12 protein-coding genes are annotated in these 16,852 nt (G+C 41.0%); 2 read left to right on the plus strand and 10 right to left on the minus strand.

Features of this window, described 5'->3' with window-relative positions; genetic code table 11:
* Window positions 1-993: 993 nt before the first annotated feature.
* Both exbD and exbB read right to left on the minus strand, forming a co-directional pair.
* Complete coding sequence (gene exbD, locus PSF09_RS17865) at window positions 994-1,419, minus strand: TonB system transport protein ExbD (RefSeq protein ID WP_210836655.1); 426 nt, start codon at window positions 1,417-1,419, stop codon at window positions 994-996.
* 5 nt (window positions 1,420-1,424) lie between these two features.
* Complete coding sequence (exbB, locus tag PSF09_RS17870) at window positions 1,425-2,366, minus strand: tonB-system energizer ExbB (RefSeq protein WP_210836653.1); 942 nt, start codon at window positions 2,364-2,366, stop codon at window positions 1,425-1,427.
* Window positions 2,367-2,780: 414 nt separating this feature from the next.
* Here exbB and metC point away from each other — a divergent pair, with 414 nt between their 5' ends.
* Together metC and PSF09_RS17880 are read left to right on the plus strand one after the other, a co-directional pair.
* Window positions 2,781-3,965 carry a cystathionine beta-lyase gene (metC, locus tag PSF09_RS17875; RefSeq protein ID WP_272665613.1) on the plus strand — a complete coding sequence of 395 codons (1,185 nt, stop codon included), beginning with the start codon at window positions 2,781-2,783 and terminating at the stop codon, window positions 3,963-3,965.
* Window positions 3,966-4,128: 163 nt separating this feature from the next.
* On the plus strand, window positions 4,129-4,806 hold the full coding sequence (locus PSF09_RS17880) for a DedA family protein (RefSeq protein WP_210836649.1): 678 nt from the start codon (window positions 4,129-4,131) through the stop codon (window positions 4,804-4,806).
* Between the two features lie 39 nt (window positions 4,807-4,845).
* Here the strand turns inward: PSF09_RS17880 and PSF09_RS17885 are convergent, their stop codons facing one another.
* The 8 genes from PSF09_RS17885 to ileS form a co-directional block, all read right to left on the minus strand.
* A complete protein-coding gene (locus PSF09_RS17885) occupies window positions 4,846-5,871 on the minus strand; it encodes a MerR family transcriptional regulator (RefSeq protein ID WP_272665614.1) in 1,026 nt (341 codons plus the stop codon).
* Between the two features lie 202 nt (window positions 5,872-6,073).
* Window positions 6,074-9,295, minus strand: a complete 3,222-nt coding sequence (gene carB / locus PSF09_RS17890; RefSeq protein ID WP_272665615.1) for a carbamoyl-phosphate synthase large subunit — start codon at window positions 9,293-9,295, stop codon at window positions 6,074-6,076.
* Between the two features lie 15 nt (window positions 9,296-9,310).
* The gene (gene carA / locus PSF09_RS17895) at window positions 9,311-10,474 is read right to left on the minus strand and encodes a glutamine-hydrolyzing carbamoyl-phosphate synthase small subunit (RefSeq protein WP_272684267.1); all 1,164 of its coding nucleotides are present in this window, start codon (window positions 10,472-10,474) and stop codon (window positions 9,311-9,313) included.
* Between the two features lie 445 nt (window positions 10,475-10,919).
* A complete protein-coding gene (dapB, locus tag PSF09_RS17900; protein ID WP_272665617.1) occupies window positions 10,920-11,741 on the minus strand; it encodes a 4-hydroxy-tetrahydrodipicolinate reductase in 822 nt (273 codons plus the stop codon).
* Window positions 11,742-12,031: 290 nt separating this feature from the next.
* The gene (gene ispH, locus PSF09_RS17905) at window positions 12,032-12,985 is read right to left on the minus strand and encodes a 4-hydroxy-3-methylbut-2-enyl diphosphate reductase (RefSeq protein WP_210836637.1); all 954 of its coding nucleotides are present in this window, start codon (window positions 12,983-12,985) and stop codon (window positions 12,032-12,034) included.
* The gene (fkpB, locus tag PSF09_RS17910; protein WP_272665618.1) at window positions 12,966-13,436 is read right to left on the minus strand and encodes an FKBP-type peptidyl-prolyl cis-trans isomerase; all 471 of its coding nucleotides are present in this window, start codon (window positions 13,434-13,436) and stop codon (window positions 12,966-12,968) included. The genes ispH and fkpB overlap by 20 nt, the downstream gene beginning before the upstream one ends.
* A gap of 82 nt (window positions 13,437-13,518) precedes the next feature.
* Entirely contained in the window at window positions 13,519-14,022 is a 504-nt protein-coding gene (gene lspA, locus PSF09_RS17915; protein ID WP_272665619.1) for a signal peptidase II, read from the minus strand.
* Window positions 14,022-16,832 carry an isoleucine--tRNA ligase gene (gene ileS, locus PSF09_RS17920; RefSeq protein ID WP_272665620.1) on the minus strand — a complete coding sequence of 937 codons (2,811 nt, stop codon included), beginning with the start codon at window positions 16,830-16,832 and terminating at the stop codon, window positions 14,022-14,024. Before ileS ends, lspA begins: the two co-directional genes overlap by 1 nt.
* Window positions 16,833-16,852 lie beyond the last annotated feature (20 nt).

Here is a 16,852-nt window from a genome sequence, read left to right on the forward strand (position 1 = left end):
AAAAGTGTTTCTAAATGTTATTGATTGCATTATAGCGCAACACTTTTGTTGCGCAAGTGTTTTTTCATTTTCATGATAAGATACAAAAAAATCAAATAAAACAATTAGAATCAAATGGATACATTAAAAAAGTCAAAATAGGGCAAAATATTTAACCTATAGTTAAGATATTACAAACAATTTACATTTTTTATAGAAAATAATTCATTTAAAATTTAATATTAATTAATATATATCACATAGCTTTACAAATATATTTTCTGGAATAATAAAATCTTTTGAACATTAATAAAATTTACATATTTTTCAATTATAAATATTAATGATATTTACGTAATTAAAATTTATTAAACTACGAATTAAATATAAAAACAATCAGGGTCATGATAAATAATCACTTTTCTGATGAATCCTTCCCTTACAAAATAACCACCAACTTAATAAGGAATTAGGCCAAATAGGTTAAAAATGATCTCTATACAAACCCTTACTTATAATATGGTTTATTTTTCATTAAGTTTTACATCGCTATTGCATTACTTTTGATAAAATAATCAGCATTAATATGCTATTTAACTCGCATTTAAAAATTAAAAAACCAAGAAAATGAATCAATGTAACTAATAGATAAATAGTAAAAAAGGTAAAATCAATAGACATTACTGTGATAAGAAAGAAAAAACAAACAATGATTCATTATAAAAATTAATAAAATGCTTCATTGCTTATAGAAAATACAAGCAAAAATATCCTAAATAGAGTGAAACAATGAGTACAATAGCCACCCCAGCCTACTAAATTACAAATATAAAACGTCAAGTAAGAATAAAATTCTTAAAAAGAAATTTAATTAGCAAAATAAATGTGATGAGATAGACAAAAACGGAGTTAACGGGAAATTAGAACGCTACAGACTTACCTTAAGGCACAGTTAGATAATAAAAAACGCGTTTTACCCTTAATGATAAAACGCGTTTATACGATGTAATTCGCTTATTTTGAGGATGTTGCTTCCATACCCACTAAACCAATCTTCAAGTACCCTGATTGACGCAATGCATTCATTACATCCATCATAGTTTCATAATCAACACTCTTATCCGCTTGGAAAAAGATTGTCGTTTCCTTATTAGAACTTGTTGCTTGGTCAAGTGTAGAAGCAAGCTGTTCTTTTGTCACAGCTTGGTCACCAATAAAAAGCTGGTTGTCCGATTTCACCGTTAGAAATACGGGTTTTTCTGGACGCGGCTGCGGCTTCGCTGTCGAAGCGGGTAGGTCGACTTTAATATCAACTGTTGCCAATGGTGCCGCAACCATAAAGATAATCAATAAAACCAACATAACATCAATAAAAGGTGTTACGTTAATTTCATGCATTTCACCGCTATCGTCTTGTTCGTCACCTAAACGCATTGCCATAATAATTACCTTGCTTTGCTATTTGCCAGATCAAGATCACGCCCCAGTAACAATGCGGACTGAGCAGCGGCATCCCCTACTTGACCACGATAGTTGTTGATCATACGAGCAAAAATATTATAAATCACAACCGCAGGGATAGCGGCAATAAGACCAATTGCTGTCGCTAATAGTGCTTCTGCAATGCCTGGCGCAACAACAGCAAGGTTAGTTGTTTGTGAGTGGGCAATCCCGATAAAGCTATTCATGATCCCCCAAACAGTTCCAAATAAACCGACGAATGGAGAAATCGCACCAATAGTAGCCAAATAACCATTGCCACGGCCCATATAACGGCTAATAGCAGCAACTGCCCTTTCTAGACGGAATGCAGTACGCTCTTTTGTTCCTGATAAATCAGAGCTATTGGCTGATAACGCCCGCTCAGTAACGGCTTCATTTAATAACATACGAGTAATGCTATTTGCTTTGAAGCCTTCTGCGATACTGACTGCTTCATCGAGTGATTTCACCTCAGCAATCGCTTTCGCTTCTTCTTTTAAGCGACGGCGAGCAACTAAAATCTCTAAACCTTTTGAGAAAAACAGTGCCCATGTAATAACAGAAGCAATCACTAAACCAATCATAACGGTTTTAACCACGTTATCTGCATTTTGGTACATTCCCCAAACAGATAAGTCTTGATCAAAGCCCCCTGTTGGTGCTTCTGTTGCAATTTCAATATTTTCATTAACAACTGTTGTGTTCACTGTTTCGCCTTGTACAGGCACAGCGGGTACTGATGCAACTTCAGCACTTGGTGTTGTTGGTGGTGCAGCCGGATTTACTGCCGGTTGTGTTGATGGTGTATTTTGAGACGCAGCTGGTGTTGTTGCAGGTGTGGTTTCAGCGACTGCCGTACCCATCAAGCCGAACGCCAATAGAATAGAAGCTGTTAGTTTACGCATCAGTTGGCCTTTACTCTCTTTTTAGTGTTGTATAATAAAATTCATATCGATGATTGTGCCATTCATCGACTAACCTTTAAAAGCGAAATTTGACTCGCGCTGTCCGTCTCTTTTCAAAAAGACGGTGCTGATGATATCAAACACAGCGCGAATTGATAGTAATTATCATTAGTATTCGCGATTTTTTTATATTTTTTTGCGTTTAGACAAACATGCCCTTCTCTATTATGCGGTTATTTTCCTTAATAATTCATCGCTCAATTAAGTGATCATACGCAACCTGACAAAATGAAACTTACCTATGATTTGAAAGTTGAAGAATACTCAAGTTACATTTCTATCAGGATCATTTAACGTCTTAGTATAAATCACCTCTAAATTTAACCAGCTCACATTCTGTGTAGGGAAAAAATCATGGCAGACATAAAACCTGAAACACAATTAGTCCATATTGGGCGGAACCCTAAGTACACACAAAAAGGGGTAAACCCCGTTATTCAGCGAGCTTCTTCTATTATTTTTGATACGCTTGAAGAGAAACGACATGCAACTCGCCATCGTGCAAATAACGTACTATTTTATGGACGCCGTGGTACGCAAACACATTTTGCTTTTCAAGAAGCCATGACAGAATTAGAAGCGGGTGCCGGTTGTGTCCTTTACCCTTCTGGTGCTGCCGCAATTACCAATGCCATTTTGTCCTTTATTTCTGCAGGCGAACATATCCTTGTTACCGGTTCAGCTTATGATCCAACCCAAAATTTTTGTGACAATATTCTCACTAAGTTAAATGTTCAAACCACGTATTTTGATCCCCTAATCGGAACGGGAATTGCTGATTTAATCCAATCCAATACGCGTATTGTATTCTTAGAATCCCCCGGCTCCATCACCATGGAAGTTCATGACTTACCTGCAATCGTAAAAGCTATACGTGCTAAATCGCCTGAAATTGTAATTATGATCGATAACACTTGGGCTGCAGGCGTCTTACTTAAACCATTACTATTTGATGTTGACGTTTCAATCCAATCAGCAACTAAATATATCAATGGCCATTCCGACGGAATGCTCGGCCTTGCTGTGGCTAACCAACGCTGTATTGAAACATTACGTGAAAATTCCTATCTCTTAGGCCAAACAGCTGACCCAGACACTGTTTATATGGCTAATCGTGGCCTGCATACATTGCCGACTCGATTAAAACAGCATCAAATTAATAGCTTACAAGTTGCTAATTGGTTACAGCAACGCCCTGAAGTTGAACAGGTTTTTCACCCAGCACTTGAAAATTCTCCGGGTCATAAATTCTTTATTCGTGATTTTACAGGCTCGAATGGTCTGTTCTCTTTCCAACTAAAATCACGCTTAACCACGGAGCAATTTACCGCTTTTCTTGATAATTTTAATCATTTTAAAATGGGCTATTCATGGGGCGGTTTTGAATCGCTGATTTTGGGATACCAAAAAGAAGATTTGCTCAGTATGCGGCAGTATGATTTTTCACCAAAAGAAGGCACCTTCTTCCGAGTGCATATCGGTTTAGAGCACACCGATGATTTAATTCACGACTTACAATTAGCTTTTGAGCGAATTTAATTTGTAACTTAAATCAATATGTTAATTGCAGGATAATTATTAAATATTTCCTGCAATTTATCCACTCAATGATTAATTCATCAAACAAATCAAACTTGAGCCCTTTTTTTCCTGTAATATAGATGATAAAGAAATTCGCTTTTACGCAGATACAGGAATGATTATGGAAGTCCTACGCGAAATCGTACTGGCACTTTGGCACCACGATTTCCTTAAACTCTCCAACCCTGAAGTGCTTTGGGTTATATATACCGTACTTTTTGTTGTCATTGTTTTAGAAAATGGCGTTCTTCCCGCCGCTTTCCTACCCGGTGATACCTTGTTGATCCTTTCAGGTGCATTAATTGCCAAAGGAGTCTTACACTTTGTTCCCACAATACTCTTACTGACAACAGCAGCCAGTTTAGGTTGCTGGCTAGGCTTTCTACAAGGCCGATGGTTAAGTGAAACCAAGGTTGTGAAACGCTGGTTAGCGCAAATTCCTGAGGAATATCACACCAAAGCAAATAATATGTTTAATAAGCAAGGATTATACGCCCTACTTATTGGCCGCTTCCTTGCATTTGTCAGAACAATATTACCTTTGCTCGCTGGGTTATCTGAATTAAGTCACCGCCGTTTCCAATTTTTTAACTGGCTAAGTGGCTTGTTATGGGTTGGCTTAATAGTCACCTTGGGGTATGCCTTAAACCAAATTCCTTTTGTGAAAGAACATGAGCAAATTGTTATTAGTGCACTGATGATTATCCCTGTCATCTTACTAATTAGTGGGCTAATTGGTTCAATTGTAATGTATTGGAAACACCGAAAGGCACTCTCTGGTAACAAAGAAAAACCATAGTATGACCGAGTAATGGCCGCTAATTAGCGGCCATTTGGCTTATTTGTCCATCAAGATACTAATAGCAGAAAACAAGTACTGGCCAATTTCTACTGTCATCCATGTTCCTTGCGAAATCTTGGGTTCCTCTCGATAAATTGCCCGAATTCTCTCTTGTAGCTCAGGATCTCCCCCCGTAAACTGGTTGAACATCGTTAACCATGTTTTCGCTAATTGTTGTACTTCGGGTGAATCTGGGGATTTATGTGCTTTTAATGCATTATATAAACCCGCAATGAGTTCTGGCCATACCTGGCCTGAAGCAAAATAATGTTGCTGAACAAAAGCAAATTGCTCTGTGGTTAAATGAGGTTTAAACAGTGATAATTGGTACTCACTAAAACCCTCTGCAACAAATTGGATCATTGCAACAGAAATACCCGATGAATAGGCTAACGTGTTATCCGATAAATGAATTTGATTCAGCCGTGCAAAGAAATCCGGGTTGCCCCCAGTATCTCGTTCTAACGCCGTCATCCATTCATGTGCAATTTGTTGCACCTCGATAGATTGAGGTATAGCGCCTTGTTCCATCAGCTTGTTTACCGTTGCTACCCGCTGTTGCCACTCTTGATTTTTCAGCGTGTGCGCCGTATAGAGTGGCAATTGTTCCAACTCTTGAGGGGTAAAATATTTATCAAACATCGACATCATCTCCAATACAGAAAACCAATCAGCCTGAGTTAAAGTATTACCTGTTTGCATTTGCTTGTGTAATTGCTCTAATCGATAACGCAATGTCGCCATTTGCTCCATTTGTTCCGTTAATAATGCAATTCGTTCTTGCAACAAACTCGTCATATCCCCACTCTGGCCATCCAGTAATTCACCGATGTTTTTTAGTTTGACTCCAACCTGCCGTAGCAATTGAATTTGCGTTAAACGCTCTATGCATTGCATGTTGTAAAGCCGATAACCCGCATCGGTTCTTGCAGTTGGTACCAATAAGCCGATTTCTTCATAATGATGCAGTGTACGGATGGTTAATCCTGTTTTTTCCGCAATCTCACCAACTTGAAATAGCATAGGTTCCTCCTGTAATTGCGACCAAGGTTAGTGCCTCACGTTACGTGAGAGTCAATCTCAATTTTGCATTTTTTATTGGAATTATATTTTACCCACAATATCACCAGACAATTATTTTCTCGCTAGCGATAATTTAAAAGTAGCCATAAAAAAGCCCCAGTAAATTGAATACTGAGGCTTATATAAGTAATTTATTAAATAATTACTTTATTAATGCATGCATTTCTTGTACGGAGATTACCGTATCTGTTGGATCTGCACTGAGCGACATCGTGGTGGCAAAACCGCCATTCAACGTCGTGTCATAGTGAACCTTGTAACGCAATGCACTGCGGCGAATTAATTTTGAGTCTTCAATGGCTTGACGACCTGCTGTGGTATTCACGATGTAATCATATTCACCATTCTTAATTCTATCTTGAATGTGTGGGCGACCTTCATGAACTTTATTGACAAGGCGCGGGTTAATCCCAGCCTCTCCTAACACAATCGCTGTACCGTGAGTGGCATCTAACTCAAAGCCGTGCTTTAACAGCTTAGCGGCTAAATCAACCACACGTGTTTTATCCCCTTCACGCACGGATAACAGTGCACGGCCTGATTTTTTCATCGTCGAGCTACTGCCTAACATCGCTTTAGCAAATGCTTCTGCAAATGTCCGGCCGACTCCCATTACTTCACCTGTTGAACGCATTTCAGGCCCAAGAATTGGGTCAACCCCAGGGAATTTATTAAATGGTAATACGACCTCTTTTACAGAGTAGTATGGTGGAATAACTTCTTCCGTTACTCCTTGCTGTGTCAAGGTTTGCCCCACCATCACTCGCGCTGCAACCTTCGCTAATGGCACACCAGTTGCTTTAGAAACAAAAGGCACAGTCCTTGCCGCACGTGGGTTGACTTCAATTAAATAAACTTCGTTATTTTTGACGGCAAACTGCACGTTCATCAAGCCACGTACACGTAACTCGAAGGCAAGGTTGCGGACTTGTTCGCGCATCACATCTTGGATTTCTTGGCTAAGTGTATATGCAGGTAGTGAACATGCAGAGTCACCAGAGTGCACGCCAGCTTGCTCAATGTGCTCCATGATACCGCCAATCAGCACCATCTCTCCGTCACAAATTGCATCTACGTCAACTTCAACTGCGTCGTCTAAGAAGCGGTCAAGTAACACTGGCGCATCGTTAGAAACGCTTACCGCCGTTTGGAAATAACGACGCAAATCGATTTCATCATATACGATTTCCATTGCTCGACCACCTAACACATAGGATGGGCGAACAACCAGTGGATAACCAATAACAGCTGCTTTTTCAACTGCTTGCTCAATAGCAGTGACAGTTGCGTTCTGTGGCTGCTTTAAGTTCAAACGATTAACAGCCTGCTGGAAACGTTCACGGTCTTCTGCGCGGTCAATGGCATCTGGGCTCGTACCAATAACAGGAACACCTGCAGCTTCCAACGCTCTAGCTAATTTTAATGGTGTTTGACCACCATACTGCACAATCACACCTTTTGGCTGCTCGATACGTACAATTTCCAACACATCTTCAAGAGTGACAGGTTCGAAATAGAGGCGGTCTGACGTGTCGTAATCGGTTGAAACAGTTTCTGGGTTACAATTCACCATAATGGTTTCATAGCCGTCTTCACGTAACGCTAAAGATGCATGTACACAACAATAGTCAAATTCAATCCCTTGCCCAATTCGGTTTGGCCCACCGCCTAACACCATCACCTTCGGTTTAGCATTATTTGGGTTGGACTCACACTCATCTTCATAAGTGGAATACATATAAGCCGTGTCTGTTGCAAACTCTGCCGCACAAGTATCAACACGTTTATATACTGGATGTAAATCATATCCTTGGCGTAGTTTGCGTAATTCTGCTTCAGAAACACCGACTAAACTTGCCAGACGTGCATCTGCGAAGCCTTTACGCTTAAGTACACGCAAGAAGTCCTTAGTGAGGCCATTGATGCCTAATTCAGCCACTTCTTCTTCTAAACGCACCAGTTCTTCGATTTGCACTAAGAACCAGCGGTCAATATTGGTTAAATTGAAAACACCATCAACAGAAAGACCGGCACGGAATGCATCCGCGATAAACCAGATACGTTCTCCACCTGCATCTTTTAATTCACGACGGATGCGAGTTAGTGCTTCAGGGTCTTCTTGAGCCACTTTCGGATCGAAGCCTGTTGCGCCTACTTCTAAGCCACGTAATGCTTTTTGCATTGATTCTTGGAATGTGCGACCAATAGCCATCACTTCGCCGACAGATTTCATTTGCGTTGTTAGTCGGTCATTCGTGCCCGCAAATTTTTCAAAGTTAAAACGTGGAATTTTTGTCACAACATAGTCAATGGAAGGCTCAAATGATGCCGGAGTACGGCCACCAGTGATGTCATTCATTAACTCATCAAGGGTATAACCCACCGCTAATTTTGCCGCAATTTTTGCAATTGGGAAGCCAGTCGCTTTAGAAGCAAGTGCTGATGAGCGCGAAACCCGCGGGTTCATTTCAATAACAATTAAACGCCCATCTTTAGGGTTTACCGCAAATTGAACGTTAGAGCCGCCCGTTTCAACACCGATTTCACGTAATACTGCCATCGATGCATCACGCATGATTTGATATTCTTTATCGGTTAATGTCTGAGCAGGAGCTACAGTGATAGAATCACCCGTGTGGATCCCCATGGCATCGAAATTTTCAATTGAACAAACAATAATACAGTTGTCTTTTTTATCGCGGACAACTTCCATTTCGTATTCTTTCCAGCCAATTAACGATTCATCAATCAATAATTCATTAGTGGGGGACAAATCTAAACCGCGAGTACAGATTTCTTCAAACTCTTCACGGTTATAGGCAATACCACCACCGGTGCCTCCCATCGTAAATGATGGGCGAATAATACAGGGAAAGCCGACCGCATCTGCAACGGCATATGCCTCTTCCATATTATGTGCAATACCTGAGCGTGCAGTGCCCAAGCCGATTTTTTTCATTGCTTTATCAAAACGTTGGCGATCTTCAGCTTTATCGATTGCATCTGCCGTTGCCCCAATCATAGTGACACCGAACTCGGCTAAAACGCCTTTACGCTCTAATTCAAGCGCACAGTTCAGTGCGGTTTGGCCACCCATGGTTGGTAATACTGCATCTGGGCGCTCTTTTTCGATGATTTTACGCACAACTTCCCAGTGAATCGGCTCGATGTAAGTTGCATCTGCCATTTCTGGGTCAGTCATTATTGTCGCAGGGTTCGAGTTAACTAAGATTACGCGGTAGCCTTCTTCACGCAGTGCTTTACATGCTTGAGCACCTGAGTAGTCAAATTCACATGCTTGGCCAATCACAATCGGGCCAGCACCTAAAATCAGAATGCTTTTTATATCAGTACGTTTTGCCATTTCTTTTGCTCCCGATTATTGTGCGTTTTGACGAGGTGTGTTCTGACGGTATTCATTAATTAATTCAATAAAATGGTCGAATAAATTTGCCGCATCATGTGGCCCTGAACTTGCTTCTGGGTGGCCTTGAAAGCTGAATGCTGGTTTATCCGTACGGTGAATACCTTGCAATGTTCCATCAAACAGCGACTTGTGAGTCACTCGCAGTGTGTCGGGAAGTGTCGATTCGTCAACAGCAAAACCATGGTTTTGCGCCGTGATCATCACCACATCTTTATCTAAATCTTTAACTGGATGGTTAGCACCATGATGGCCAAACTTCATTTTTATGGTATTAGCGCCACTTGCCAGGGCAAGTAACTGGTGCCCTAAACAGATACCAAATACTGGAATTTCTGTGGTTAAAAATGTTTCAATGGCCTTGATGGCGTAATCGCATGGGGCTGGGTCACCAGGGCCATTTGATAAGAAAATACCATCAGGATTCATCGCCAATACAGTTTCTGCGGGTGTTGTTGCTGGTACCACAGTTAAACGGCAGCCACGGTCAACTAACATACGTAAGATATTGCGCTTCGCACCGAAGTCATAAGCGACAACATGTAAAGGGAGTTCATCCGCAGTTTTTGCGCCTTGCTGGCCATTTTCCAGCGTCCATGAACCTTGGGACCAGTTATAAATCTCTTTAGTGCAGACTTCTTTTGCTAAATCCAACCCATTCAAACCTGAAAAACTACGCGCTTTTTCCAATGCCAGTGCAACATCTGGGTTATCACCCGCAATGATACAACCGTTTTGAGCGCCTTTTTCTCTCAGTAAACGTGTCAATTTACGTGTATCGATATCTGCAATCGCCACCACATTATGGCGTTTTAGATATTCAGATAACCCTTCTTGCCCGCGGAAGTTACTGTATACCAATGGTAAGTCACGAATGATTAAGCCTTGAGCATGAACATTTGGAGATTCTTCGTCATCAGCATTAGTGCCGATATTACCAATATGGGGATAAGTGAGAGTAACAATTTGGCGGGAATAGGAAGGGTCTGTAATTATTTCTTGATATCCGGTCATCGACGTGTTGAAAACGACTTCTCCAACAGCAGCGCCTTCTGCACCGATAGCACGCCCGTGGAATTGGGTTCCGTCTTCCAGAACCAATATAGCTGACTTAATCAAAACACCCTCCGGAGAATAATAAATCACGTTTTTTGCATATTAATTCAGATTTTGCGATCTAAATCAATGCCAAAATGAGTTTTTAAGCAAATTTTTGGCAAATTGCGCGCATTCTAATGATGAGATAGGGTCTTGTCTAGAAAAAAATGCATTTTTTTCACTTTTATCTTACTTTTTTACTCAACTACCTCACTTTTAATTGGATGAGCAGTATAAATCATAGTAAAAATGAATTAGTAAACGGTTGCAAAGTAAGATAACTAGTTTATTGATAATAACTCAGCTAAAAGAAGGAGGAAAGGATAATTAACGAGCAAAATTGGAGATAAAAACAATAAAAACATAAGTTAATGTTGATTTGAATGCAAATAATTCAAATCAACATCAAATAAACAGTTATTAATTATAATTAATTGATTTATAATTAAAAAAACAAATAAAAATACTACAAATCATCAAGACTTAACACATCTTTCATATCATATAACCCACTATTTCTAGCGCAAACCCAACCTGATGCCTTAATTGCACCATTTGCAAAGGTCATGCGGCTAGAGGCTTTGTGAGTAATTTCAACTCGCTCTCCGATATCCGCAAACATGGCGGTATGTTCACCCACAATATCCCCAGCTCGGATAGTTGCAAAACCAATAGTTCCAGGTTCTCGCTCTCCGGTGTAGCCTTCACGGGTGTATACAGCACACTCTTTTAAATTTTTACCCAGCGCGCTAGCAATAGATTCCCCCATGGCTAAAGCAGTACCTGATGGCGCATCCACTTTATGGCGGTGATGAGCTTCAACAATTTCAATATCTGTGTAATTTCCCATTACTTTTGCTGCTTTTTCCAGTAATTTCAGTACTACATTGACGCCGACACTGAAATTTGCCGCAAAGACAATAGGAATAGATTTCGCAGCTTCGGCAATGGCTTGCTTCCCTTGCTCATCAAACCCTGTCGTACCAATGACCATGGCTTTTTGGTTGGCTTTACAAAATGCTAAGTAATGCAATGTGCCTTCTGGACGCGTAAAATCAATAACCACATCAAAATCATTAACAACCTGGTCAAGTGAATCAACAATAGAGATACCTAACTTACCGATACCTGCAAGTTCACCTGCATCGGTTCCGATAAGTGACGAGCCTTCACGCTCAATCGCTGCCCCCAATTGAATTCCATCTTGTTGTTGTGCGGCTTGGATTAGCTGGCGTCCCATACGTCCACCTGCACCAACTATTGCGACACGTACCACTGAATTTGCCATGGTTTATCCTTTTTTAATTAATGCAAATATATAAATTTGAACTGTTGTTTAGGATAAAAAGGCTATTTTTACCCACAGTTTAGAAATGATTGTGATACAGATTAACTATCCTGACTGTATTCTGCTAGCAAAAATGCAGAGTTATTAACAAAAGCGTAGAAAGCATAAAGATTATCAGTAAAAGTTTTAATTGAGAGAAAATGCGAAGGGAACAACTTGAATAAAAAGGTTAAAACAGCCGCAAAGATAGGAATGATAAAGCGGCTGTTCCTGTAATTAAAACCAAATGATTAATTAATCTCTTTGACCTCAACTCTTAATTCTTTAGGGACTTCAAAGACGATATTTTCTTCACGCCCTTGCAACTCAACAACCGAGTCGGCTCCTAACTCTTTAAGTCGATCAATGACTTGCCTAACTAAGATGTCTGGCGCTGATGCCCCCGCAGTTAAGCCAATAATGTTTTTATCTGCTAACCATTCCGTTTTAATATCTTCTGCACCATCAATTAAAAATGCAGGTTTTTGCATGCGCGAAGCTAATTCCGCTAGACGATTTGAGTTTGATGAGTTTTTAGAACCGACGACTAAAACAATATCAGCGCGTTCTGCAAGTTCTCTCGCTGCCTCTTGGCGGTTAGTCGTTGCATAGCAAATATCGTCTTTACGAGGCCCTACAATGCTTGGAAAGCGAGAGGTCAGTGCATCAATAACATCAGAGGTATCATCAACAGAAAGTGTTGTTTGTGTCATGAAAGAGAGATTATTTTCATCTTTCACTTTTAATTTCCAAACATCTTCAGGGCTTTCAACAAGATACATCCCGCCTTCAGGGTTACTGTATTGACCCATCGTGCCTTCGACTTCTGGATGCCCTGCATGCCCAATTAAAATGGCTTCTTTGCCTTTACGGCTCGCTCGTGCAACTTCCATATGAACTTTCGTCACCAAAGGACAAGTGGCATCAAATAACATCGTTAGATCGCGAGAACGCGCTTCTTGGCGAATGGCTTGAGAAACGCCATGCGCAGAAAAAATCAAGATTGACCCATCAGGTACTTCTGAGATTTCTTCAATAAAAATAGCACCACGTTGACGTAAATCATCAACAACATAACGGTTATGAACCACTTCGTGACGAACGTAAATCGGAGCACCATATAGTTCTAATGCCCTTTCTACGATGCTAATTGCGCGGTCTACGCCAGCACAAAACCCACGAGGGTTAGCCATTAATATTTGCATTGTGATTCTCCAATTGCGGGTCTACTTCAAGCACTTCGATATCAAAACTAATCTGCTGCTCAGCGAGAGGGTGGTTAAAATCAATAGTAATCGACTCACCTTCAATTGATTTTACTACACCTGGCATTTCACTGCCATTCATCGCGGTAAATAGCATTATCGTACCAATTTCAGGAATGCCTGTTTCTATAAAGTCACGCAATGAAAAATATTGAACTAAGTCAGGATTATGTTTCCCAAAAACAGTGTCTCCGGGCAGCGAAAAACTTTTCTTTTCACCTTCATTAAGGCCAATCAATTGAGCTTCAAGTTCTGGCGATAAGGAGTTATTCCCTAAAACAAACAACGCAGGCTTTCCTTGTGCATGCGAGGAATCAGCCGTAGAGCCATCTTCCAATTTCAGTGTGAAATGCAGTAAAACAGAGCTCTGCGCCTGTATTTGAGTAGACATAAACCAAACCTATTTATCATAAAATTCAGCCCAGAAAATCTGGGCTGTGAGTTATTACATTCTAACCTAGTGCGCTGCCATTTTATTTGGCTTTTTCTTGCTTAGACTTATCTGGCAAGAAACCTTCAATAATAACTAAAGCAGCACCGATACAAATCGCCATATCCGCTAAGTTAAATGTTGGCCAATGCCAATTACCAACGTAAAAATCAAGGTAATCGATAACGAAGCCATGGACTAAACGGTCGCTTAAATTACCGATAGCACCACCAATAATCAATGCATATGCAATGTTAGATAGGCGTTTTTGTGCACTTTGGCGATACATCATAACCATTAAGATAACGGAGATCCCAATTGCAATACCCGCAAAGAACCAACGTTGCCACCCGCCTTCATCAGCCAAGAAACTAAATGCCGCACCAAAATTTTGCGCGTACATTATGTTAAAAAATGGCATTATCGGATGCGGTTCGTACAAATTTAGGTCACTAAGCACTAATTGCTTAATGCCTAAATCCGCAACGATGATCACAATGGTTAACCATAACCAACGCAAACCGGTAGAACAAACTGGCGTCTTCATTAAGCAAACTTACGTGTTTCGCCGTTACCGGCTACGTTAGTGACACAGCGACCACAGATTTCAGGTTGCTCGCTTGAAGAACCGATATCGCTTGCATAGTGCCAGCAACGTGGGCATTTTTCACCCGCTGCTTTACTGAAAGCAATTTTCAGGCCTTTCAATTCACTTTCTTGTGCATCTGCTGGAGCTGTTGCAATATCAGCAACATGAGCTTGTGATGTCAGTAAAACAAAGCGTAATTCATCACCCAGGCTTTGCAGTTTTTCTGCCAAAGTTTTATCTGCATACAATGTCACTGCAGCTTCTAATGAGCCTCCGATGAGCTTATCAGTACGCGCTTGTTCTAAGACCTTATTCACTTCACCACGAACCGCCAATAGCTCAGTCCAGAAGCTGTTGTTCATTTCATTTGATTCATCTAAACCAAATAAACCGTCATACCATTCTTCGGTAAGAACAAATTGAGCGCGTTTTCCTGGTAACTCATTCCAAATTTCATCGGAAGTGAAGGACAGAACTGGAGCCATCCAACGCACTAGCGCTTCAACAATATGGAATAACGCAGTTTGGCAGCTACGACGCGCTAAGCTATCACTTTTCGCGGTATACTGACGGTCTTTGATGATATCCAGATAGAATGACCCCATTTCAATGGAGCAAAAATGCATTAATCTCTGGATAACAGACAAGAAGTCATATTCATCATAGGCTTTAGCAATTTCTTGCTGAGCTTCTAACGCACGACTTACCGCCCAACGGTCTAAAACCACCATATCTTCTGGTTTCACCATGTCGGTTTCAGGATTGAAACCACTCAGGTTAGCCAGTAAGAAACGTGCAGTATTACGAATACGGCGATATGAATCAGCAGCACGTTTTAAAATTTCATCTGAAACTGCGATTTCGCCAGTATAATCCGTTGATGCAACCCATAAACGTAAGATATCTGCACCCAGTTTATTCATTACATCTTGTGGGCTTACTGTGTTGCCTAAAGATTTAGACATTTTGCGGCCTTGGCCATCAACAGTAAAACCATGTGTCAACACTTGGCGATAAGGTGCTTTCCCTTTCATTGCTGTTGATAACATCAATGATGACATAAACCAGCCACGATGTTGATCCGACCCTTCAAGATACATATCCGCTGAATTACCATGGAATTCAGGACGAGCATCCACAACCGCAAAGTGCGTTGAGCCAGAATCAAACCACACGTCTAAGGTATCAGGTACTTTACGATATATTTCAGCTTCATCACCCAACAGCTCAGCAGGGTCAAGATCCCACCATGCTTGGATGCCATCCACTTCAACACGCTTAGCCACTTCTTCCATTAATTCTAATGTGCGAGGATGTAGCTCTTCAGTGTCTTTATGAACAAACAACGACATTGGGGTACCCCAAGTACGTTGACGAGAAATACACCAGTCAGGGCGGTTTTCAACCATAGATTCAATTCGTGCACGTCCCCACCCCGGGATCCATTGAACAATATCAATTTCTTTCAGAGATTGTTCACGTAAGCCGTTTTTATCCATGCCGATAAACCACTGTGGCGTAGCACGGAAGATAACTGGAGTCTTATGGCGCCAACAACATGGGTAGCTGTGTTGAATCGCTTGTTTGTACAGTAACGCGCCTTTTTCGTTCAATAATTCAACGATAAGATCGTTAGCTTTAAAAATAAATACGCCATCTAATGTTGGGTAAGTATTTGGTAAGAAGCAGCCATCTGGGCCCACAGGGTTAGCCGTTTCTAAGCCATATTTCTGGCCGACAATATAGTCTTCAGGACCGTGGCCTGGTGCGGTATGAACAGCCCCCGTACCTGCGTCTAATGTCACATGATCGCCCAAAATAGCAGGAACATCAAAGCCCATAAATGGGTGCTGGAAGCGCAACAATTCTAATGCTGAACCTTCGCATTCACCAAGAACTTCCCATACGGAGATACCCGCAGTTTTCATCACGTCTTCAACGAGGTCTGCGGCTAAAATGACTAACTCGCCATTTGCATCGACCAAGTTATATTTGAATTCAGGATTTAATGAAATTGCGCGGTTTGCTGGCAATGTCCAAGGTGTCGTTGTCCAAATAACCAGCGACGGAGTTTTGTCACTTACCACACCAAATTTTTCACACACGGCCTCGCTATCTACAGCTGGAAAGCGAACGTAGATAGACGGTGATGTTTTGTCGTAGTATTCAACTTCAGCTTCCGCTAATGAAGAACCGCAAGCTGTACACCAGTGAACAGGCTTTGCTCCTTTCACTAAATGGCCGTTTGCAATAGTTTTCGCCAACGCTCGAATAATGTGAGCCTCGGTTTTAAAATCCATTGTTAGATAAGGTTTATCCCACTCACCTAAAACACCAAGACGCATGAAATCAGCTTTTTGGCCTTCAATTTGCTCTTTAGCGTATTGGCGGCATTGTGCACGAAATTCAGCGGCGGAAACTTTTTCCCCTGGCTTACCAACGATTTGTTCAACTTTATGTTCAATCGGTAATCCATGGCAGTCCCAACCCGGGATGTATGGGGAATCATAACCCGCCAACCCTTTGGACTTAATAATAATATCTTTGAGAATTTTGTTAACTGAGTGACCAATATGAATACTGCCGTTAGCATACGGAGGGCCATCGTGCAGAATAAAAGTTTTCTTGCCCGATTTTGCTTTACGGATTGCCTGATACAAACCTTCTTTGTACCAGCGCTCTAACATCTGTGGTTCGCGTTTAGCGAGATCGCCACGCATTGGGAACCCTGTTTCTGGTAGATTCAGGGTATTTTTATAGTCACTCATCGATTCTCAGTTCCAATTTT

Origin of the sequence: Providencia sp. PROV141 (assembly GCF_028481645.1) — a bacterium.
In the GTDB taxonomy this organism is placed as follows: domain Bacteria; phylum Pseudomonadota; class Gammaproteobacteria; order Enterobacterales; family Enterobacteriaceae; genus Providencia; species Providencia rettgeri.